The sequence below is a fragment of the Lysobacter sp. CA196 genome (assembly GCF_052078695.1).
Lineage (GTDB): Bacteria > Pseudomonadota > Gammaproteobacteria > Xanthomonadales > Xanthomonadaceae > Lysobacter.
Genome location: NZ_JBQJIN010000009.1, coordinates 115091 through 136306 on the forward strand (window position 1 = coordinate 115091; position 21216 = coordinate 136306).

Annotated in this window: 22 protein-coding genes; 12 read left to right on the forward strand and 10 right to left on the reverse strand. The window is 68.3% G+C overall.

Going from position 1 to position 21216, the window contains the following annotated elements:
- Positions 1 to 11 precede the first annotated feature (11 nt).
- The gene (locus ACTOWK_RS10825) at positions 12 to 407 is read left to right on the forward strand and encodes a DoxX family protein (RefSeq protein WP_441330177.1); all 396 of its coding nucleotides are present in this window, start codon (positions 12 to 14) and stop codon (positions 405 to 407) included.
- A 162-nt stretch (positions 408 to 569) separates the two neighbouring features.
- Here ACTOWK_RS10825 and dbpA read toward each other — a convergent pair whose 3' ends face one another.
- Positions 570 to 1988, reverse strand: coding sequence for an ATP-dependent RNA helicase DbpA (gene dbpA / locus ACTOWK_RS10830; protein ID WP_441330178.1), 1419 nt, complete (start codon positions 1986 to 1988; stop codon positions 570 to 572).
- 193 nt (positions 1989 to 2181) lie between these two features.
- On the opposite strand from dbpA, the gene ACTOWK_RS10835 reads away from it, so the two are divergent.
- The 4 genes from ACTOWK_RS10835 to ACTOWK_RS10850 all read left to right on the forward strand — a co-directional run bounded on the left by ACTOWK_RS10835 (position 2182) and on the right by ACTOWK_RS10850 (position 6099).
- Positions 2182 to 2751 (forward strand): hypothetical protein, encoded by a 570-nt coding sequence (locus ACTOWK_RS10835; RefSeq protein WP_441330179.1) that lies wholly within the window; start codon positions 2182 to 2184, stop codon positions 2749 to 2751.
- A 102-nt stretch (positions 2752 to 2853) separates the two neighbouring features.
- Positions 2854 to 3348 carry a GreA/GreB family elongation factor gene (locus ACTOWK_RS10840; protein WP_441330180.1) on the forward strand — a complete coding sequence of 165 codons (495 nt, stop codon included), beginning with the start codon at positions 2854 to 2856 and terminating at the stop codon, positions 3346 to 3348.
- Positions 3349 to 3994: 646 nt separating this feature from the next.
- Entirely contained in the window at positions 3995 to 4984 is a 990-nt protein-coding gene (locus tag ACTOWK_RS10845; protein WP_441330181.1) for an acyl-CoA desaturase, read from the forward strand.
- Entirely contained in the window at positions 4981 to 6099 is a 1119-nt protein-coding gene (locus ACTOWK_RS10850; RefSeq protein ID WP_441330182.1) for an SRPBCC family protein, read from the forward strand. The genes ACTOWK_RS10845 and ACTOWK_RS10850 overlap by 4 nt, the downstream gene beginning before the upstream one ends.
- Before the next feature lie 46 nt (positions 6100 to 6145).
- Here the strand turns inward: ACTOWK_RS10850 and ACTOWK_RS10855 are convergent, their stop codons facing one another.
- Both ACTOWK_RS10855 and ACTOWK_RS10860 read right to left on the reverse strand, forming a co-directional pair.
- A complete protein-coding gene (locus tag ACTOWK_RS10855) occupies positions 6146 to 6457 on the reverse strand; it encodes a metalloregulator ArsR/SmtB family transcription factor (RefSeq protein ID WP_031373429.1) in 312 nt (103 codons plus the stop codon).
- A gap of 274 nt (positions 6458 to 6731) precedes the next feature.
- Positions 6732 to 7766 carry a fatty acid desaturase gene (locus ACTOWK_RS10860; protein ID WP_441330183.1) on the reverse strand — a complete coding sequence of 345 codons (1035 nt, stop codon included), beginning with the start codon at positions 7764 to 7766 and terminating at the stop codon, positions 6732 to 6734.
- Positions 7767 to 7918: 152 nt separating this feature from the next.
- Here ACTOWK_RS10860 and ACTOWK_RS10865 point away from each other — a divergent pair, with 152 nt between their 5' ends.
- Complete coding sequence (locus ACTOWK_RS10865) at positions 7919 to 8188, forward strand: GIY-YIG nuclease family protein (protein WP_441330184.1); 270 nt, start codon at positions 7919 to 7921, stop codon at positions 8186 to 8188.
- 78 nt (positions 8189 to 8266) lie between these two features.
- Here ACTOWK_RS10865 and ACTOWK_RS10870 read toward each other — a convergent pair whose 3' ends face one another.
- Positions 8267 to 8656 carry an MAPEG family protein gene (locus ACTOWK_RS10870; RefSeq protein WP_441330185.1) on the reverse strand — a complete coding sequence of 130 codons (390 nt, stop codon included), beginning with the start codon at positions 8654 to 8656 and terminating at the stop codon, positions 8267 to 8269.
- 10 nt (positions 8657 to 8666) lie between these two features.
- Positions 8667 to 9659: a zinc-dependent alcohol dehydrogenase family protein gene (locus tag ACTOWK_RS10875; RefSeq protein ID WP_441330186.1), complete on the reverse strand. Its 993-nt coding sequence runs from the start codon at positions 9657 to 9659 to the stop codon at positions 8667 to 8669.
- Positions 9660 to 9831: 172 nt separating this feature from the next.
- Here ACTOWK_RS10875 and ACTOWK_RS10880 point away from each other — a divergent pair, with 172 nt between their 5' ends.
- Positions 9832 to 10059: an RNA-binding S4 domain-containing protein gene (locus tag ACTOWK_RS10880; protein ID WP_441330187.1), complete on the forward strand. Its 228-nt coding sequence runs from the start codon at positions 9832 to 9834 to the stop codon at positions 10057 to 10059.
- Between the two features lie 100 nt (positions 10060 to 10159).
- On the opposite strand, the gene ACTOWK_RS10885 is transcribed toward ACTOWK_RS10880, so the two are convergent.
- On the reverse strand, positions 10160 to 11152 hold the full coding sequence (locus ACTOWK_RS10885; protein WP_441330188.1) for a hypothetical protein: 993 nt from the start codon (positions 11150 to 11152) through the stop codon (positions 10160 to 10162).
- Between the two features lie 139 nt (positions 11153 to 11291).
- On the opposite strand from ACTOWK_RS10885, the gene ACTOWK_RS10890 reads away from it, so the two are divergent.
- From ACTOWK_RS10890 to ACTOWK_RS10905, 4 genes are all read left to right on the forward strand, one after another.
- Positions 11292 to 12347, forward strand: coding sequence for a bifunctional nicotinamide-nucleotide adenylyltransferase/Nudix hydroxylase (locus ACTOWK_RS10890; RefSeq protein ID WP_441330189.1), 1056 nt, complete (start codon positions 11292 to 11294; stop codon positions 12345 to 12347).
- A 75-nt stretch (positions 12348 to 12422) separates the two neighbouring features.
- A complete protein-coding gene (locus tag ACTOWK_RS10895) occupies positions 12423 to 13847 on the forward strand; it encodes a nicotinate phosphoribosyltransferase (RefSeq protein ID WP_441330190.1) in 1425 nt (474 codons plus the stop codon).
- Positions 13848 to 14103: 256 nt separating this feature from the next.
- Positions 14104 to 15237, forward strand: coding sequence for a hypothetical protein (locus ACTOWK_RS10900; RefSeq protein ID WP_441330191.1), 1134 nt, complete (start codon positions 14104 to 14106; stop codon positions 15235 to 15237).
- A complete protein-coding gene (locus ACTOWK_RS10905; RefSeq protein ID WP_441330192.1) occupies positions 15224 to 16282 on the forward strand; it encodes a DNA methyltransferase in 1059 nt (352 codons plus the stop codon). The genes ACTOWK_RS10900 and ACTOWK_RS10905 overlap by 14 nt, the downstream gene beginning before the upstream one ends.
- A gap of 44 nt (positions 16283 to 16326) precedes the next feature.
- On the opposite strand, the gene ACTOWK_RS10910 is transcribed toward ACTOWK_RS10905, so the two are convergent.
- The 3 genes from ACTOWK_RS10910 to ACTOWK_RS10920 form a co-directional block, all read right to left on the reverse strand.
- Positions 16327 to 16878, reverse strand: coding sequence for a GNAT family N-acetyltransferase (locus ACTOWK_RS10910; RefSeq protein ID WP_441330193.1), 552 nt, complete (start codon positions 16876 to 16878; stop codon positions 16327 to 16329).
- Positions 16875 to 17441, reverse strand: a complete 567-nt coding sequence (locus ACTOWK_RS10915) for a GNAT family N-acetyltransferase (protein ID WP_441330194.1) — start codon at positions 17439 to 17441, stop codon at positions 16875 to 16877. The genes ACTOWK_RS10910 and ACTOWK_RS10915 overlap by 4 nt, the downstream gene beginning before the upstream one ends.
- 161 nt (positions 17442 to 17602) lie before the next feature.
- On the reverse strand, positions 17603 to 18619 hold the full coding sequence (locus ACTOWK_RS10920; protein ID WP_441330195.1) for a zinc-dependent alcohol dehydrogenase family protein: 1017 nt from the start codon (positions 18617 to 18619) through the stop codon (positions 17603 to 17605).
- Between the two features lie 141 nt (positions 18620 to 18760).
- On the opposite strand from ACTOWK_RS10920, the gene ACTOWK_RS10925 reads away from it, so the two are divergent.
- The gene (locus tag ACTOWK_RS10925) at positions 18761 to 19702 is read left to right on the forward strand and encodes a LysR substrate-binding domain-containing protein (RefSeq protein ID WP_441330196.1); all 942 of its coding nucleotides are present in this window, start codon (positions 18761 to 18763) and stop codon (positions 19700 to 19702) included.
- Between the two features lie 246 nt (positions 19703 to 19948).
- On the opposite strand, the gene ACTOWK_RS10930 is transcribed toward ACTOWK_RS10925, so the two are convergent.
- A complete protein-coding gene (locus ACTOWK_RS10930) occupies positions 19949 to 21109 on the reverse strand; it encodes an AAA family ATPase (protein WP_441330197.1) in 1161 nt (386 codons plus the stop codon).
- Positions 21110 to 21216: the final 107 nt, after the last annotated feature.

Here is a 21216-nt window from a genome sequence, read left to right on the forward strand (position 1 = left end):
TCGGAGACGCCATGAACGCCGACAAGCACCAGGACCTGGGCAAGCTGATTCTTCGTCTCGCGCTCGGCCTGCTGATTCTCCTGCACGGCATCGCCAAGCTGCGCGGCGGCACCGCCGGCATCGTCGGCCTGGTCGAATCGCAGGGCCTGCCGGGTTTCCTCGGCTACGGCGTGCTGATCGGCGAGGTGCTCGCACCGGCGCTGGTGATCGCCGGCTATCACGCGCGGATCGGTGCGGCCCTGATCGCCGCCAACATGGTGGTCGCGCTGGGCCTGGTGCATCTGGGCCAGATCGGCCAGCTCAACGAGCAAGGCGGCTGGGCGCTGGAACTGCAGGCGCTGTTCCTGGCCAGCGCGGTCGCGCTGGCCTTGTTCGGCCCGGGCCAGTACAGCCTCAACGGCAAGTAACGCTTAACGCTGGAGCGCCGGCGCGACATCTAACGCTGTAACGCCGGCGCGACATCGCGGTCTTGCCGCAACGTTGGCCATGCCAGCAGCTAACTCTCTAGCGCAGGATGGTGGGGTCGACCGGAGCGACCGGACCGGTTCGCATCGAACGAATCGAAGCCTTCAAATCCGGTTGACCCGGAATTTGCGCCCCTTGATCTTGCCCTCGCGCAGGCGCGCGAGCGCGGCGCCGGCCTGCGCGCGCGCCACCGCGACGTAGGAGCGCGTCGCATACACGTTGATCTTGCCGATCGCATCGGCCTTCAGCCCAGCGTCGCCGGTCAAGGCACCGAGGATGTCGCCGGGCCTGAGCTTGTCGGTCTTGCCGGCGTCGATGCGCAGGGTTTCCATCGGCGCGACCGGCGCGTTCTTGGCCTTGCCGGCGATCGGCACGGCGCGGCGCCAGGCCAGCGGCGCGCCCTGGCGTTCCTGGATCTGTTCGGCGCGGCCGCTTTCGCGCGGCCCGCACAGGCTCAACGCGATGCCGCCGCGGCCGGCGCGGCCGGTGCGGCCGATGCGGTGCACGTACACGTCCGGGTCGGTCGGCAGGTCGTAGTTCACCACCGCCGCGAGTTCCTCGACGTCGAGCCCACGCGCGGCCACGTCGCTGGCGACCAGCACGTTGCAACTGCGGTTGGCGAAACGCACCAGCACTTCGTCGCGGTCGCGCTGTTCCATCTCGCCGTGCAGGGCCAACGCGGTGAAACCGTAGTGGCTCAGCGAGCCCACGACTTCCTCGGTGTCCTTGCGCATATTGCAGAACACCACGCAGGAGTCCGGCCGGTACTCCAGCAGCAGCGCGGCCAGCAACGGGGTCTTCTTGGCCGCTTCGACTTCGTAGAAATACTGTTCGATCTGCAGCGCCGCGGCTTCGCCTTCGACGGTGACTTCGGCCGGCTCGCGCATCGCGCCGCGCGCGAGGTCGCGGATCGCATCCGGGAAGGTCGCCGAAAACAGCAGGCTCTGGCGGGTCTTCGGGGTCTTGGCGACGATTTCGCGCATCGGCTCTTCGAAGCCCATGTCGAGCATGCGGTCGGCTTCGTCGAACACCAGGGTGCGCACGCCGTCGAGCTTGAGCGCCTTCTTGCGCAGCAGTTCCTGCAAGCGGCCGGGCGTACCGACCACGACGTGCGGCGCGTGTTCCAGCGAGGCCAGCTGCGGCCCCAGCGCCATGCCGCCGCACAGCACCGACACTTTCAGATTCGGGATCGCGAAGGCGAGTTTGCGCAGTTGCTGGCCGACCTGGTCGGCGAGTTCGCGGGTCGGGCACAGCACCAGCGCCTGGGTCTTGATCGCGGCGGGGTCGAGCCGCTGCAGCAGGCCCAGGCCGAAGGCGGCGGTCTTGCCGCTGCCGGTCGGCGCCTGCGCGATCAGGTCGCGGCCGTCGAGGATCGCCGGCAGCGCGCGCGCCTGGATCGGCGTCATCGTGCTGTAGCCGAGCGCGGCCACACCCTGCAGCAGGGCCGGCGAGAGGGAAAGGGAGTCGAAGGCCAGGGAGTCGGCAGCGGCCGGGGCCGCGGTGGGCGAGATCGGATCGTTCATGCGCCATGATCGCAGCTTCGGGCCGAGCATGGGCTCGGGGCCGCGGTTTGCCATCGTCATAGCGCCGTCTGCGCCCCGGACCGGGGGCGAGCTGGTCTGGTCTGGTCTGGCCTATGCTGCGGGCATTGCCGCGCTGCCCGCCCCTGTTTGACCCCCCTGCCTGCCCCTGCACGACCCGGCCTGGAGACCCGTCATGGAGCAGTTCCTGCATATCCGCGTCCTGCTCGGCATCGTCCTGGGCCTGGCCATCACCACCCTGCTCAAGGGCCTGGCCCGGTTCGTCCAGCACCCAGGCCGCGACCGCGTCTATGGCGTGCACATCGCCTGGGCGATCTCGATGTTCACCCTGCTCGCGCATTTCTGGTGGTGGGAATTCCGCCTGGTCCACCACGTGCACTGGAGCTTCGTCGCCTACGCCTTCCTGATCCTGTACGTGGTGGTGCTGTACCTGTTGTGTACCCTGCTGTTTCCCGACGACATCGGCGACTACGGCAGTTGGCAGGAATATTTCCAGTCGCGGCGCAAATGGTTCTTCGGGATCATGGCGGTGTCCTACCTGATCGATTTCGGCGACACCCTGATCAAGGGCCGCGCCTATTTCGACAGCTTCGGCATCGAATATCCGCTGCGCAACCTGAGCTACGTGCTGCTGTGCCTGGTCGCCATCCGCACCCGCTCGGAAACCTTCCACCGCGCCTTCGTCGCCGCGAGCCTGATCTACCAGGTGTCGTGGATCTATCGCTTGTTCGACTTCGTCCAATAGGCGCGCGCGCCGCGCTGTGCGACGCGTCCGCTGTCGCGCGCTCACCCGGCGACAACGCAGCGCCGCCTATCGTGGCGGCATGATTCCGTCTTGCCTGCATCCATGAGCCGCGCTTTCGTGAAAGAAGGCGACGGCGACGAAAGCGCCGGCGATCTGCCCGAACTGCCGATCAGCGAGCATCCCAACTACGTCACGCCGCGCGGCATGGCCTTGCTGCGCACGCGCCTGGACGATGCGCTTCAGCGCCTGGCCGCGATCGACGCCGATGCGGTCGGGGCCAGGCTCGAAAGCGCCCACATCGAACGCGAAATGCGCTGGCTGCAGGCGCGCATCCTCGGCGCGATCACCATCGCGCCGGAACGCCAACCGTCGGACCGGGCCGCCTTCGGTGCGCGGGTCGAAGCGGTCGACGACGACGGCCGCGAATACCGCTACCGCATCGTCGGCGAAGACGAAGCCGACCCGGAGCTCGGCCTGATCAGCTGGGTGTCGCCGCTCGCGCGCGCCCTGCACGGCGCGCGCGTCGGCGACAGCGTGGTCTGGAAACGGCCGGCCGGCGATCTCGCGATCGAAGTGCTGGCGATCGATTACGGCTGAGCCGCAGCCGCGGTACCCGCATCGACGAGGCAGCTCCGACGCAGTCGGCCGGCGTCGGGAGCCGATGGCGCCTTTCGCCTCAGGGATCATCGCGGTCTGCAAGCAAATCCCCCGCGCCAGCAGACTTCGCCGGCCCTCGGACAACGCAAGGCGCAGCCCCCTTCTGCAAAGGGGGCGAACTATCGCGATCGCATCAAAGGCTTTCGCTGCCGCAGCGCCCTTCGTTGCGGCAAACGAGGTATCGCGACCGCCTTCGAACCTCCGAATATCCTTCCCCCCTTTGGAAAAGGGGGGCCAGGGGGGATTTGCTCTTGCCTCCCGGATGATCGCAATTCGACACAACTCCCCCGCATCCCCTTCGGAAAGGGGCCAGGGAAAATTCGGTCCTGCCCTTCGCCGCACCTCAAGAAGCTCGCCCGCATCGCATGACGATAAGACGGCGCGTTCGCATCCCTGCGCTCTTCCCCGACCGCTCGTCGGCAAGCGCTTGACGCTGCCCGATGGCGGAAGAATCATTTAGCAAATTAGTTAATTGCTGAATACCTGCAGCGGCGTGAGGCCCGGGCCGCAGCGGCCGTCGCTCGGCAGGCTCGGCTAGACGCTATCGCCCGGCACCGCCGCTCGACACGTTCACCAGGGAGAGGTCATGAACGCATTGCCCGAAAGCCTGAGGTCGCACCGCGTCCAGTCGCAGGCCGACCGACTCGACTCGATCCGCAGCGTCAGCGACGGCCGCGTGATCTGGGAGCCGGTGCGCTCGCTGTGGTTCAGCGCCATGGCGCTGGGCGCGGTGGTCGGCGGCATCGCCACCTTCAGCTGGCCGGCGTTCGCCTTGTTCGTGGTGTCGACCGCCACCGTGCTGTTGCTGGGCCATTCGCTCGGCATGCACCGCAAGCTGATCCACAACAGCTTCGCCTGCCCCAAGTGGCTGGAATACCTGCTGGTGTATTGCGGCGTGCAGGTCGGCCTGGCCGGCCCGATCGGCCTGGTGCGCAGCCACGACCTGCGCGACTACGCCCAGCGCCTGCCCGACTGTCACGACTACCTCGCCCATCGCCAGCCCTTCGTCATCGACGCCTGGTGGCAACTGCATTGCGAACTGCGCCTGAGCGCGCCGCCGCGCATCGAGATCGAAGCGCGCATCGCCGACGATCGCTACTACCGTTTCCTGCAGCGCACCTGGATGTGGCAACACCTGCCGTGGGCGCTGGCCTTCTATGCGATCGGCGGTTGGGGCTGGGTGTTCTGGGGCGTCTGCGCCCGCGTCACCGCCGGCGTGTTCGGCCACTGGCTGGTCGGCTACTTCGCCCATAACCACGGCGGCATGCATCACGAGGTCCGCGGCGCCGCCGTGCAAGGCCGCAACGTGCGCTTCATGTCGCTGCTGACCATGGGCGAGTGCTGGCACAACAATCACCATGCGTTTCCCGGCTCGGCCCGGCTCGGCCTGTATGCCGGCGAATGGGACCCGGGCTGGTGGTTCCTGCGCGCCTGCGCACGCATCGGCCTGGTCTGGCGCTTGCGCCTGCCCGAGGACCTGCCACCGCGCGAGGAACTGCATCGCCTGGAACCGACACCGACACCGGCGCGCCCCGTCGCACTGCTTGCCGCCCCCTTGCACCGGACGCTGCCATGACCCTGCCGCACACGCCCGACCACGAACACGATCCCAACCGCGATCCCGAGCACAACGCCGCCCACGCACAGGACCGCAGCGACGACGGGCACCGGCCTGCATCCGAGCCGCCGCCGTTGCCGGCTTCGCATGCGGTCGTGCCGCCACCGCCGCCGACCCCATCGAACAAGCCGACGTTCTCCAACTGGTGGCCCCTGCTCGGCGGCGCCCTGATCGGCCTGATCCTGCGCGCCATCTTCAGCGGCGAAGAGGACGGCCGGTTCTCGCCGATGCTGCCGGTGTTCCTGCTGCTGGCCCCGCTCGCGGTCGGCGCGGTCACCGTCTACCTGGCCGAACGCGTCCAGCCGCGCAGCCTGGGCTATTACGTGCTCGCGCCGATGATATCGACCTGTCTGTTCGTGCTCGGCAGCATGGCGATGCTGTGGGAAGGCGCGATCTGCGCGATCCTTATCCTGCCGGTGTTCATGCTGGTGGGCGCGTTCGGCGGACTGATCATGGGGGTGATCTGCCGGATGAAGTGGAAGTCGCGGCCCACGGTCTACAGCTTCGTCGCTCTGCCGGTGGTGCTGGCCGCGTTCGGCGTCGGCAACGAGACGCCGCAACGCTTCGAACACGTCGAACGCAGCGTGCTGATCCAGGCCGCGCCGGCCGAGGTCTGGAAGCACCTGCTCGACGCCGACCATATCCAGGCCGCCGAAGTCGATCGCGCCTGGATGTATCGGATCGGCGTGCCGACCCCGCTCGCCGGCGTCACCCATCGCAGCGAGCGCGGCCTGGTGCGCGAGGTGCGCATGGGCAAGGGCATCCACTTCCGCCAAATGTCGAGCGATTGGCAGCCGCAGCGCTACGTGCGCTGGCAGTACCTGTTCGAGGAAGACTCGGTGCCGGCCGGCGCGCTCGACGACCATGTGCGCATCGGCGGCGATTACTTCGACCTGCGCGACACCACTTACACATTGACTCCGCGCGGCGACGCGACGCTGTTGACGATCCGCATGGACTACCGGGTCAGCACCGGCTTCAACTGGTATACGGTGCCGCTGGCCGATTGGCTGATCGGCGATTTCAGCGAGGTCATCCTGGATTTCTACCGACAGCGCGCGCAGGCGGGCTGAGCCAGGGACTAGCAACTAGGAACTAGCGATCAAGAGCACACGAAGCTCAGCCGGCGGCTTTCTTGGCGCGCCGGCTTTCGCGCTTGAGCGGTCCGCCCACCGGGCAGATCTCGAAGGCGAACTGGGTCAGGGTGTTGACCAGGTTGTCGGGCACCAGCTTGTAGACCACGAACTGGCCGCGGCGCTCGCTGCTGATCAGGCCGGCATTGACCAGCACCGACAGGTGCCGCGAGATCGCCGGCGCGCTCATCTCGAAGCGCGCGGCGATGTCGCCGGCGCTGAGTTCGCGCTCGGACAGAAAGGCCAGGATCTGCCGTCGCGGCGACGAGGCCAGGGCTTCGAAGATCTTGTCCTGCATCAGGCGGGAACCGCGGCCCCGGATATTTGTTTAATTAACTAAAATACTAATTCCGACCCACTCGAAGTCAAGCGCCGCCGGTCGGGCGGCGCCCGGGCAGCGATCCATGAGGTCGGAAAAGCCGGCGCAGACGCGGTAGCGCAACGCAGCCGATGCAGGCGAGCGTCGTGGCGCCGCATGGCCGCGAGACTCGCCGGGGTTCTATCGGATCAGGCCACTTACGCCCCGACCCGGACCGTGCAGCCTTGCGCTGCACGGTGCACAGCCGCTCGGCTCAGGCGCCGACGGCCTCGACGCGCACGCGCTTCGGGAAACCGACCATGCGCTTGAGTTCTTCGTCCCACAGCTTCAGGCGCGCGCACTTCAGGCTCGACCAGATGGTCAGGCGCGGTGCGGCCTGCAACAGCGGGCTCGACTCGTAGGCCTCGCGCAGGCGGTAGTTCGGGATGCGGCTGGAAAGGTGATGGATGTGGTGATAGCCGATGTTGCCGGTGAACCAATGCACGATATGCGGCAAGTCGTAGAACGAGCTGCCGGCGATCGCGGCCTCGTGCCAGTTCCAATCGTCCTTGCGGGTCCAGTAGGCGTCTTCGAAGGTGTGCTGGACGTAGAACAGCCACACGCCGACCGCGCCGGCGATCAACACCACCGGCAGGTGCACCATCAGCACCGTGTGCCAGCCGATCGCGAAGCCCATCGACAGCAGGATCAGGCCCAACGCCAGGTTGTTGAACAGCACGCTCGCCCACTCGCGCTTCCAGGTGAAGGGCAGATCGAACGGGAAACGGTGCTTGATGACGAACTGGTACAGCGGGCCGACGCCCAGCAGCACCGGGGTGCTGCGGTACAGGCGGTAGCACAGGCGCCCGAACCAGGAGCGCGAGCGGTATTCGGCGACGGTCAGGGTTTCGATGTCGCCCATCTCGCGGCGGTCGAGGTTGCCCGAAGTGCCGTGGTGGACGGCATGGGTCTTCTTCCAGTAGCCGTACGGAAACAGGGTGACCACGCCGAGGCAGCGCCCGACCAGGTCGTTGGCGCGGCTGCTGGCGAAGAAGGAACCGTGGCCGCAGTCGTGCTGGATGATGAAGGTGCGCACGTACAGGCCGGCCGCCGGGATCGCCAACAGCAGGGTCCAGCCGTAGCCCCAGTCGCCGACCACGCTCCAGGCCATCAGCGTCCACAGGACGGCGAACGGCACCAGGGTGTTGATCAATTGCCAGACGGCCCGCCCCAGATGGGGCTTGGCGAAGCGCGCGCAAAGCTGACGCAGATTGGTGACGGTGGATTGCGGTTCGGCGTCGGCGTTCAAGCGGCAACTCCATAGAGGAGGGTCCATTGTGGTCAGCGCATCCTGACCTGGCAATGACGTTCGCAGGCGTATGGACGTGATCGCTATCCGGCTTCGGAGTTTTCCCGCCGCGTTTCGGCCAAGCCGCCCCGGCCCCGGCTAGGCTATGCGGCATGTCCGCCTGGTACGTCTATCTGATCGAATGCCGCGACGGCAGCCTGTACACGGGCGTGGCCGTCGATGTGGAGCGCCGCTACGCCGAGCATGTCGCCGGCAAGGGCGCGCGCTACACCCGTTCGCACCCGCCGTTGCGACTGCTGGCGCAGTTTCCGCACCCCGACCGTTCATCGGCGCAGCGGGCGGAATACGCCATCAAGCAGCTGACGGCGAGCGCAAAACGCGCACTTTGCGCGAACACGCCGGCTGCGGCCGCTCCAGCCTGAGCTCGGACCGGCCCGGCTCGGACCAGCCCCGGCTCGGACCAGCCCCGGCTCAGGCCAGCCCGGCTCAGACCGCGTGACTCAGAACAGCGCCCAGACCAGCTTGATCAGGCCCCACAGCGACACCGCCCACACCGCCGAACGCAGGTAAGGAACGCCGGCCGCATACACCGGCACGTAGACCAGCCGCGCCCAGAAGTAGAGCTGCGCGCCGAGCGCGGTGTCGTCGTTGCCGCGTCCGGCCAGCCCGACCGCGAGCACCGCCGCGGCGAACAAGGGGAAGGTCTCCAGGAAGTTGCGCCAGGCGCGGTCCACCCGCGCAGCCACTCCGGTCAAGGGCTCCGGGGTGCCGTCGCGGGCGCTGGCGTTCCAGCGCACCCCGCGCTGCTGGGTCATCAGGCTCGCCGCAATCAGCAAGTGCGCGATCGCCAGCACGATCGACCAAGCCAGCATCTGCAGTTCGATGCTCATGCGCGCGTCCTCAGACCGGGCCGTTCGGCAGGATCAGGATCTTGCCGTCGCGTTCGCCCGCGGCCGCCGCGGCGACCGCCTGCTTGATCTGGTCCAGGCCGTAGGTCGCCTGCACCCGCGCGGTCAGTTGCCCGCTCGCGACCAGGCGCCCGATTTCGCCGAACACCTCGGCGCGGCGCGGCGGCGTCGCCGCCTGGAACCAGCGCGACAGCCAGAACCCGCGCAGGGTCACGTCGCGGAACACGAACGAGGCCGGCGAGATCGAACAAGCCTCGCCGCTCATCGCGCCGTAATTGACCAACACGCCGCCCTCGCCGAGCGATTGGGCGAGGTGCTGGGTCGCGGTGCCGCCGACCGCATCGATGCCGAGCCGGATCGGCGCCTTGTCGGTGGCCTCGCGCGCCCGCTTGGCGAGGTCGTCGCCGTCGACCAGCACCACCTCGGCGCCGGCCGCGCGCACCGCCTCGACCGCCGACTCGCGCCGCACCACGTTGATGGTGCGCAGGCCGCGCAGTTTCGCCAGTTGGATCAGATAGCTGCCGACCGCCGAATTGGCCGCGTTCTGGATCACCCAATCGCCGGGCTGCAGGTCGACGAACTCGCTGAGCATCAGCAAGGCGGTCGGCGGATTGATGGTGATCATCGCCAGTTGCTTGGGGTCGGCGCCGTCGGGCAGAGGCACCAGGCCCTTGGCCGAGACGACCAGATGGGTAGCCCAGGTGCCGCCCTGGATCGGCAGCAACACGGTCTGCCCGACCTGGGGATGGGCGACGTCGGGCCCGACCGCGGCGATCCGGCCCACGCCTTCATTGCCGCCGACCGCGGGCAGCGGCGGCAGCAGACCGTACTCGCCGGTCAAGGTCAGTACGTCGGAAGGGTTGATCGGCGCGGCCAGCACCTCGATCAGCACCTGGCCGGCGCCCAGCGGCGGCGCCTCGAACTCGACCGCCTCGATGACGTCCTGCGGCACCGGGCCGCGCTGCGCGTACTGGGCTTTCTTCATGGAGTGCAATCCTTCGAGGCGGCGGAGAGGGCGCTGCGGCCCGGCCGGAAACCCACACGCTCCAGCGCCGGCGGCCGACTGCATACGCGAGAGTACGCCCGCGCCGGTGCAAACGTCTTGCGCCCAGGTCTCAGCACTGCGACCCTGCCCCACCCGTTCACGCCCAGCCCGCATGCAACCGATCCGTTTCGAACTCGACGCCCAGCACGACCACGTCGAACTCAACCAATTGCTCAAGCTGGTCGGCCTGTGCGACAGCGGCGGCGCCGGCAAGGCGATGGTCGCCAGCGGCGTGGTCCGCGTCGACGGCCAGGTCGAGCTGCGCAAGACCTGCAAGATCCGCGCGGGCCAGACGGTGGCCTGCGAGGGCGTGAGCATCGAGGTCGTCGCCGGCGCCTGAGCGCCGCTCAGCGAATCCCCCGCTTATCACGCCGCTGTTCGGGCCACTGTCCAGGCCGTGCGGGTCGGGACCGCGCCCATCAGGCGCGGCCGTCATCGTCTCAAGCCAATGGCAAGGTCGTGGTCGCCCTGCACCAATCGTCGTGGGCGCGCTGCACGCTGCGCGTGGCCGAGACGTAATCGCTGCTGCCCAGGGCTTCGATGAAGCGGCAGGACGCATAGCCCTCGGCCTTGCGCTCGTACTCAGCGACCCAGCGCTCGCGTTCGGGCATGCGATCGGCCGCGATCGGCCACACGCCGGGGCGCGGACGCAGATAGGTGTGAATGCCGATGCGCCAGGGCTTCGGGCTGACGCGGGCGCGGAAGCAGTGTTGGCGCCGGCATAACAACGCGTAGTACGCATCGGCGCCGATCGCGTCGAAGAATTCGATCACCGCCGCTTCGTTCGGGTCGAACACGCGGTGCATGACCAGCAGCCGCAGGCCCTTCGGCGTGCGGTACAAGCGCAGATGCCAGTCCGGATGCGCGGCGACGAACGCCTTGATGCGCGCGGTCGCGCGCCCTTCCGGCCCGCCGTCGGCGCGATGCCTGCGCCGCGAGTGCAGGCTGGCGATCCAGGCGAACAGCCACAGCATCGCGATCATCGTCAGCACGCCCAAGCCCCAGCGCGTCGCCGCGCCGACACCGATGGCGAGCGCGAGCGAAGTCCAGAAATAGCTCTTGCGCCAGGCCGAGACCGGCTCGTCGAAATCGATGTCGGCGAACAAGACCTCGGGCGTGTTGAGGCAGCGCACGCCATAGCTGTTGCGAGTGACGACCAGGTCGCCGTCGCGCTCGACGATCTGCTCGCGAATCGGCAGGCCCTCGGCATCGTAGGGCACGCGCGGTTCGCGCTTGAGCAGCGATTCGCCGGCAAGGATGCGGTCGAAGGCTTCGCGCGCACGCGCGTCGGCCATCGCCTGCGCCTCGCCGAGGCTCGCGTCGGACCACCCGAAGCGGCGCACCGTCAGCGAACGCCGACCGCTCGCGTGGCGTTTATCGAACGCCTCGTGGACACGGGCTTCGGCCCAGAACTCCGGAACGATCATCGCCATCGCTGCCTCCATGCAAAGTCGGCCGATTGTAGGCGCAGCCCGCGGGCGACGCCGGCACTTGACGGCGCGCGCCATCGGCGTAGCATTTTCTCCACGCCCTCGGACAGACCGGCGGCGACTCAAACCGTGAGGGATTCTCATGGCAATCGAATTCGATTACCTCGTTTTCATCGGACGCTTCGAGCCCTTCCACAACGGCCATGCCGCCGTCGCCCGCCACGCGCTGGGCAAGGCCCGCAAGGTCATCTTCCTGGTCGGTTCCGCCGACACTCCCCGCACCATCAAGAACCCCTTCACCGTCGCCGAGCGCGCGGTAATGATCCAGGCCACCCTGCCCGACGCCGGCGAGCGCCTGATCGTGCAGCCGCTGCGCGACCATCTCTACAACGAGAGCCAGTGGATCGCCAGCGTGCAGCGCACCGTCGCAGAAGCGGTCCGCCACGACGGCGGCGGCAGCGAATCGCGGGTCGGCCTGATCGGCATGGACAAGGACGCCTCCAGCTATTACCTGCGCGAGTTTCCGCAGTGGCCGCTGGTCGACGTCAGCCACACCGCGACCTTGTCGGCGACCGAGCTGCGCCGCTATCTGTTCGAAGCCAACCAGATCGACAGCCATGGCGGCCTGATGCTGATCCGCGCCAACGTGCCCGGCCCGGTGTTCGACATGCTCGAAGCCTTCCGCAAGAGCTCCCCAGCCTTCACCCAACTGGTCGCCGAGTACCAGTTCATCGAGCGCTACCGCGCGGCCTGGGCCGATGCGCCGTATCCGCCGACCTTCGTCACCACCGACGCGGTCGTCGTGCATTCCGGCCACGTGCTGCTGGTGCGCCGCCGCGCCGAGCCGGGCAAGGGTCTGTGGGCCTTGCCCGGCGGCTTCGTCGGCCAGGGCGAGAGTCTGCTCGATGCCTGCCTGCGCGAACTGCGCGAGGAAACCCGGCTCAAGCTGCCGCTGCCGGTGTTGAAAGGCTCGCTCAAGGGCGAGCGGGTGTTCGACCACCCCGAACGCAGCTCGCGCGGCCGCACCATCACCCACGCCTACCACTTCGATTTCCCGAGTGGCGAGCTGCCGCCGGTGCGCGGCGGCGACGACGCCGACAAGGCGCGCTGGATCGCGGTGGCCGAAGCGCTGGAGATGGGCCCGCAGCTCTACGAAGATCACCTGCACATCCTCGAATACTTTCTCGGCCGCGGCTGATCCACCCGGACCGCCCGGCTTTCCGCGCCGGTGGACAGACCGCCGGCCACACTCGACGCGAAGGAGCTTCCCGTCATGCAATGCCTCGACAACCTGCTGCTCAACACCGACAGCTACAAGGCCAGCCACTGGCTGCAATACCCGCCCGGCACCGACGCCACCTTCTTCTATGTCGAATCGCGCGGCGGCGTGCACGACCGCACCGTGTTCTTCGGCCTGCAGGCGATCCTCAAGGAATACCTGGCCAAGCCGGTCACCCACGCCGACGTCGACGAGGCGCGCGACCTGTTCGCCGCCCACGGCGAGCCCTTCAACGAAGCCGGCTGGCGCTACATCGTCGACACCCACGGCGGCCTGTTGCCGATCCGCATCCGCGCCGTGCCCGAGGGCACGGTGGTGCCGACCCACCAAGCGCTGGTGACGATCGAATCGACCGACCCGCAGGCCTACTGGGTGCCGTCGTACCTGGAAACCCTGTTGCTGCGCCTGTGGTACCCGGTGACGGTGGCGACGATCAGCTGGCACGCCAAGCAGACCATCCGCCAGTTCCTCGAACGCACCAGCGACGACCCCGAAGGCCAGTTGCCGTTCAAGCTGCACGACTTCGGCGCGCGCGGCGTGTCGAGCACCGAATCGGCGGCGTTCGGCGGCGCTGCGCACCTGGTCAATTTCCTCGGCACCGACACCGTCTCCGGCCTGCTGCTGGCGCGCCGCTACTACCACGAGCCGATGGCGGGTTATTCGATCCCGGCCGCCGAGCACAGCACCATCACCAGTTGGGGCCGCGAGCACGAGGTCGACGCCTACCGCAACATGCTGACCCAGTTCGGCAAGCCCGGCGCGATCGTCGCGGTGGTCTCCGACAGCTACGACATCTTCCATGCGATCCGCGAGCATTGGGGCAAGACCCTGCGCAATGAAGTCATCGCCTCCGGCGCGACCTTGGTGGTGCGGCCGGACTCCGGCGACCCGGTCGACGTCGTCCAGCAATGCGTGAGCATGCTCGACGAAGCCTTCGGCCACACCGTCAACGGCAAGGGCTACAAGGTGCTCAACCACGTGCGGGTGATCCAGGGCGACGGCATCAACCCGACCAGCATCCGCGCCATCCTCGAACGCATCACCAGCTACGGCTACGCCACCGACAACCTGGCCTTCGGCATGGGCGGCGCCCTGCTGCAGCGCCTCGACCGCGATACCCAGAAGTTCGCGCTCAAGTGCTCGGCCGCCCGCATCCACGGCGAATGGATCGACGTCTACAAGGACCCGGTCACCGACAAGGGCAAGTCGAGCAAGCGCGGCCGCATGACCCTGGTGCGGCATCGCGAATACGGCCACTTCAAGACCGTGCCGGTGCCGCCGGAAGCGGCCTCGCTGGAAGAAGCGGTCAAGCCGATGGGCTTCGACGATGCGATGGTGACGGTGTGGGAAGACGGCCGCATCGTCAACGACTGGACCTTCGCCCAGGTGCGCGCGCTGGCGAACGCGGCGCGGCTTTGAGGTGAGGGTTCGCTGAGACGTTGCTGGCGAGCTTTCACTCTAAGCGGCCCTCACCCCAACCCCTCTCCCGCAAGTGGGAGAGGGGCCAAGAGCGACGCAATGGTCTCCCTACCCGCAAGCGACAGAGTATCTAGCCGCGACGCAACAGTTCCCTCTCCCGCCTGCGGGAGAGGGTTAGGGTGAGGGCAAGCACGCCGTAGCCGCAAACCCCTCACTCTCGACCACCCAGCCACGCACAACCCATCAGGACCCGCCCATGCCAGCCCCTCTCGAAGGGCTTGCCGCCGCCGATCCGGCCAGCCTGCCTCTCAGCGCCGCGTCGCCCTTGTTCGAGCGCCTGCGCGCGGCAACCCCGCAACTCGCCCGACGCGCCCCCGGCGACGATGCCGCTCGCTGGCACACGCACCGCTTGAACGGCCGCGACTATCGCTTCGCCCAACCGATCACCTTCACCCCTTACGCTTCCGCGCGCGCCTGCTCGGCGCGTTGCCGCTTCTGTTCGGAAACCCTGCGTCCGCTCGAAGGCGGCACGCTGGCGCAAACCTTGCGACCCGGCGCCGATTACTTCGCGAGCTTGTCGCAGGCGCTGGCGCAGTTGCGCGGGGTGCCGCTGTCGTGGTCGCTGTCGGGGCTGGAAGCCAGCGACGACGAAGCCTGGTTCCTGCAATTGCTGGACACGCTCGCCGCGGCCGAACGCGACGGCGTCGCGGTCGAAGAACGCGTGCTCTACAGCAACGGCGCCGGCTTCGCGCGCGGACGCGGTGCCGAACTGATCGCCGCGCTGCAACGGTTCGGGCTGTCCTGGGTCGAGCTGTCGCGCCATCATCCCGAGCCCTTGCGCAACCAGGCCATCATGCGTTTCCGCGAGCACGAAGCCATCGCCGACGCCGCCGTGTTCGAAGGCGTCGCGCGCCGCATCGCCGACGCGCTGCCGCTGCGCCAGGTCTGCATCCTGCAACACGGCGGTATCGACGATGCCGTCGGCATCGACGCCTATCTGGACTGGGCCCAGCGCTGCGGCGCCGGCACGGTGATCTTCCGCGAGTTCTCGCGCCTCGGCCCGGACTACCGCGACAACGCCAGCCGGCGCTACATCGAACGCGAGCGAGTCGCGATCGAGGCGGTGCTGGCCGATTGCATGGCCGCGCCGTGGTGGCCGCGGATGACGCCGCAACAGATCACCGAAGGCTATTACTTCTGGAATCTGCGCCTGCGCGATGAGCGCCGCGGCCTGCAGGTGGTGTTCGAGTCCTCCGACTACGGCGCCATGCATCGCCGCCATGCCAGCGGCGATCTCTACAAACTGGTGTTCCACGCCAACGGCCGCCTGTGCGCGGGTTGGCAGCCCGACCGCGACATTCTCTGGGAGCCCGCGCATGGACAGCCGTAGTTGGTGGGTGCCGACGCCGGACCCGCCCGAACATCGCCTGCCCGAGGACCTGCGCGAACGCGACGCCCTGGTCGGCCGAGACTGCGGCTGGGTCAATCAGATGCGCCCGTTCGTGCGCCATTTCTCTCGACCCGGACAGTGCGTGTTCGATCCCTTCTGCGGCTTCGGCACCACCTTGCTCGCCGCCGCGCTCGAAGGCCGCGACGGTTGCGGCACCGAGATCGACCCCGGCCGCGCCGCGCTCGCACGCGAACGCCTGGCGCGTCACGGCGTCGAGGCGCCTATCGCGGTCGGCGGCCTGCCGCAGGTCGAGATCCCGCGCCCGATCGACCTGTGCCTGACCAACGTGCCCTACTTCGGCTGCCGCTGGCCACAGGCCGGCACGAGCCCGGGCCAGCTCTACGACGAACACGACTACGCCGCGTACCTGCAGCGTTTGCGCGACGTCTTCCATGCGGTGCGCAAGGCCTTGCCCGAAGGCGGCTTCTGCATCGCGATGGCCGAAAACCTGGTCGTCGACGGCCGCATGCTGCCGCTGGCCTGGGACCTGGGCCGCATGCTCGGCGAGTTGTTCGTGGCGCGCGAGGAGCGGCTGCTGTGCTACCCGCGCGACGCCGAGCCGTTGGCGCCGGGCGCCACCGACAGCGACCGCAGCCACGAATACGCGCTGGTGTTCCAGAAGATCCCCGAAACAGTCTGCCTCGACAGCACCCGCAGCGAACTCGAAGCCATGCGCGCGGCCGGTTTCGAGTACACGTTGTACGGCAGCTTCGCGCGCTGGCTCGAACACGGGCCGCAGGCCCTGCCGCGCCCGCCGGCCGACGCCGACCTGTGCCTGCCCGACGACGAGGACGAGCTCAACCGTCTGCTCTATTGGCTGCACGAACGCCATTACCAACTCACGCTGTGGGGCGAACCGCTACGGCCGCCGCTGCGGCTCGAACGGCTGGCGCAGCATTGGTATCTGCGTGCGCAACGCCGCGACCGCCTCGGCCGCCTGGTGCGCCTGGATCTGGGGCTGGCGAGCCAGCACATCGGCGATTGAGTTGGCTGCGGCCGCGCTGCTAGCCTGCCGCGTGAGTCGACCGATCAGACCTGCGAGGCGAGATCGAGATACCAGAACAAGGCGGTCTCGTGCCTGACCGCCGCATCGTGGCGGTAATGGAATCGGTCGAAGCCGCCGAGGACGAAGCCCTGGCGCGCGTAGAAACGGCAGGCGGCGACGTTGTGGTCCTGGGTTTCCAGCATCAGGCCCGGATAACCGCCCTCTCGCGCCCAGGCGATCGCGCGGTCCAGCAGCGCCGCGCCTGCGCCGCTGCGCCGGTGGCCCGCGTCGACGGCGATGTCGTCGATCATCGCGTAGCCGTTCCAGCTCGTCGATACCAACACGCGACCGATGACTTCGCCGCGCTCGATCGCGACGAAGGCGATGCGATCCTCGGTCGCGAGATAGTCGCGCAAGTCGTCATCGTCGGCTTCGTCGCGGTAACGCTTGCGGTACGGCGGCAGCGGCACGAGCTCGTAATCGATGACGCCATCGCGGGCGTGAAGACTCAAGCGCGAATCGACCAGGAAGCTGCCGTCGAGGCTCAGCGCAGCCTCGATACGCTCGGCGCACAAGCGCTCGACAAGCGCGCTCATCGTCGCAGGTCCAGCGCCAGTATGGCGTCGCCGTAGCTATTGCCGCCGACCTGGAAGCGGCGTTCGCCCACCTGTTCGAAGCCGCTGCGCGCATAAAAGGCCAGGGCTTTCGCATTGCCGGCATACACGCCGAGCAGCAAGCGGCGCGCACCGCGTGCGCGCGCTTCGGCGACCGCCTGCTGCATCAGCTCGCGGCCGACGCCGCCGCCGTGAAAACGCGAGAGCAGATAGATGCGCTTGAGTTCGAGGTCGCCCTCGCCCAGGTCGGGCAAGGGCAGCTTCGGCGGCGTCAGCAGCGCATAGCCGACCGGCGCGGCGCCCTCCGCGGTTTCGGCCAGCCACAGCGCCGCACCCGGGTCGATCAGCCAATCCGCATACACCGCGTGCGTGTGCTGCTGGCGGCAATGCTCGACGATGTCGCGGCCGTGCAGGATGCCGGCGAAGGTTTCCAGGAAGCTGGCGGCGCCGACCAGCGCGAGGGCGCCGGCGTCGTCGGCATCGGCGCGGCGGACGCGCGCGGCATCGCCAGCGGTATTCGATGTGGAGGTGGAGACGGTGTTCATGCGCATTCGATCACGGGCGGCGATGCGCTCAAGATCGCACACCGGCCGCGTCGCGCACATCGGCGAAAAGTCGCAGCCGCGCAGTAGTCGCCGCGCCACACATGCGAACGGCGGCCGCGGAGGATTGCGCAACCGCCGTTCGCTTCCGGGTCGGGTGACGCTTAGCCGGCGACCTGGATCACGACCTTGCCGAAGTGGGCGCCGCTTTCGAGGTGGGTGTAGGCCTCGCGGGCCTGGTCGAAAGCGAACACGCGGTCGACCACCGGCACGATGCGGTTGACGCCAACGAAGCGCGACAAGTCCTCGGCCATGCCGCGGCTGCCGACATAGATGCCGGACAGGCGCTTGGCACCGGTGATCAGCGCGAACGGGTCGAACTCGCCGGCGAAGCCGCTGACGCCCCCGATGACGGCGATGGTGCCGCCCATCGCCGCGGCATCGATCGAGCGCTGCAAGGTGCCCTTGCCGCCGACTTCGAGCACCGCGTCGACACCGCGGCCGCCGGTCAGCGCGCGCACTTCGTCCTGCCATTCCGGGGTGCTGCGGTAGTTGACCGTCGCATCGGCGCCGAGCGCCTTGGCGCGGACCAGCTTCTCATCGCTCGAGGAAGTGACGATGGCCTGCAGGCCGGCGGCCTTGGCCAGTTGCAGGCCCCAGATCGAGACGCCGCCGGTGCCGAGCAGCAACACGCTGGCGCCGGGCTGCAGCTTGGCTTCGACGAACAGCGCGTTCCAGGCGGTGACGCCGGCGCAGGTCAGGGTCGCGGCTTGGGCGTCGTCGAGATGCGCGGGCACCGCGAACAACGATTGCTCGGAGACCACGATCTCTTCGGCCAGCACGCCGTCGACGACCGCGCCGAAGGCATCGCGGGTGGCATGCGGCGTCGGCGCGCCCTGCAGCCAATACGGGAAGAAGCTGGTGGCGACGCGGTCGCCGACCTTCCACAGCGACGCCCCGGCGCCGACTTCGACGATTTCGCCGACCGCATCGGAGGCCGGCACGAACGGAGCGGCCGGGCCGCTCAGGTAACCGCCGTTGGCGATCATCAGGTCGCGGAAGTTCAGCGACACCGCGCGAACGCGAACCCGGACTTGGCCGGCCGTCAGCGGCGCGGATGCGCGTTCGAACTGCTCCAGGGCGCCGATGCCGGCGCCACTGTCGATGCGATAAGCCTTCATGTCTGTCTCTTGGTTGGGGGGAGGTGACCGCCGGCGGTCGGGAACCGCTGCCGGAACGATCGAGTGGCGCTACGATATCGCTTCCGGCACATCCGCAGTGCCTCTTCTTTATCCACATTCCGTAGCGCATCAGGAACCAATATGGCCGTCAACGACCGTTTGCTCGGCATCGTAGCCTTCGTCCAATCGGCCGAGGCCGGCAGCTTCGCGGTCTCGGCCGAACGCCTGGGCGTGACCCGCTCGGCGATCGGCAAACGCATCGCCCGGCTCGAACAGCAGCTCGGCGCGCGGCTGTTCAACCGCAGCACCCGCCGCCAGAGCCTCACCGACGACGGCCAGGCCTATTACGAACGTTGCGTCAAAGCCCTGGCCGAACTCGACGCCGCCGAAGCCGCGCTCGACAGCGGCCGGCGCGAACCGAGCGGGCGCCTGCGGGTCAGCGCGTCGGTGCAGTTCGGCCGCCGTTGCGTCGCGCCGGTGATGCTGGAACTGGCGCGGCGCCATCCGCGCCTGGACATCGACCTGTCTTTCAGCGACCGCGTCGTCGACCTGGTCGAGGACGGCTACGACCTGGCGATCCGCATCGGCCGTCTGCCCGACAGCTCGACCTTGGCGGCGCGTCAGTTGACCGAAGAACGGCTCGGCATCTGCGCCTCGCCCGAATATCTGGCGCGATGCGGACGGCCGCGCAACATCGACGAATTCGAAGGCCACCAGGCCGTGGTCTATGGCCGCAACGGCCACAACGTGGCCTGGCGCCTGCGCGACGACGACGGCGAAGTGCGCGAACCGCGCGTGCAGGCACGCCTGCGTTTCGACGACCTGGAAGCGATCGCCGACGCCGCGGTCGCCGGCGCCGGTCTGGCCCTGCTGCCGTGCTGGATGCTGTCGCGTTACGTACGCAACGGCGAACTGCAGATGGTGATGTACGCCGACCGGGTGATCGGCAGCCGCATCAACGCGGTCTGGCCGCATACGCATTACCTGCCGCTGCGCACGCGCGCGGCGATCGACTTGCTGGTGGAGCGCATCCCGCAGTTGGTGGCGTGGGACCCGGCCAACCCGGCGGTGGTGTGCGGTTAGGGACGTATGCGTCGTCGGAACGCACTGTTGATGGCCCGCCTGCTCTGTTTTGAGCGGAACGGCCAAGCCCCCCCTACCCCCCTTTTTCAAAGGGGGGAACAGCAAAGTCTGAGCCGGTCACTCACGCAGCCATTGCCCCCCAACAACCCGAGTGCTTCCCCCCTTTGAAAAAGGGGGCCAAGGGGGGATTTGCTGTTGCTGTTGCTGCTGCTGTCGCAGCCACCACCGCGACCAACCCACCACCTCCTACCGCTCCGGCCAATACCACGCCGGCGCATCCAGCATGCCCTGCCCGACCACACCGGTCTGGCTGAACTGTTTTTCCAGTTGGATGGTGTTGCAGCTCGTCTCCGCCTCCAGCGCAGCGATCAAACGCGAGGCGTGCGAGACCACCCAGACCTGGGTGCGTTTCGCGGCGCGCGCGATCAAACGCGCCAAGGCCGGCAACAAATCCGGATGCAGGCTGGTCTCGGGTTCGTTGAGCACCATCAACGGCGGCGGCCGCGGCGTATGCAGGGCGGCGATCCACAGCAGATAACGCAAGGTGCCGTCGGACAGTTCCGCCGCCGACAACGGCCGCAACAAGCCGTGCTGGGAGAACTCCAGCAAAAAACGCCCGCCATCGCCGAGCACGCCGACGCGCGCACCCGGGAACGCATCGGTCACCGCTTCGTTCAGCGCCTGCGGGTCGCCGATCTCGACAATCGTCTGCCAGGCCGCAGCCAGGTCGCGGCCGTCGTGGCTCAACACCGGCGTGCGCGTGCCCAACTGCGATTGCCGCGCGGGCGCTTGTGCATCGCTGCGGAAGTGATCGTAGAAACGCCAGCCGCGGATGGTCTCGCGCAGGCTCAAGACCTCGGGCGCGGTCTGCGGGTCGGCGATCTGGCCGAACAGGCTCTCGAACGGACTCAGGTGCTCGGCCGCGACACGCCAACCGCGACCGTCGCGTACCCGCGCCATCGCCCCGCGCCGGTCCACCAACACGCTGGCCGGGCGCAGAAACGGCCCGCCCCAGATCACCTCGCGCTTGATCTGCGGATCGTGGGCGAACAGGGAACGGCTCGGCACCGGCAGGCCGAGGTCGATCGCATAACCGTATTCGTCGCCGGCGAAACCGAGCCGCAGCGCCACCGGCTCGGTGCGCGCCGCGCCCTGCACCGGCACCTCGCCGCGTTTCATCCGCGGCGAGATCGTCTCCGGGCCGGCCCACAGGGTCGAGCCGAGACCGCCCTCGCGCGCCAGCGCCGGCACCACCCCGCCCTGGGCGGTTTCGGCCAGCAGGCGCAAGGCGCGGTAGAGGTTGGACTTGCCGCTGCCGTTGGCGCCGGTGACCAGGTTCAAACGGCCCATCGGCAGCACCAACTGACGCAGGGATCGGTAATTCGCGACGGCCAGGGTAGTCAACATGGGGCATGGGGCTCGAGGAAACGGTGCGGCGCAAGGCGCCCGCCCTTGTAGACCAGCCCGGTCTCGCCGGGCGCGACCGCCTGTCAAAGTCGACGGGTGGGTGACCT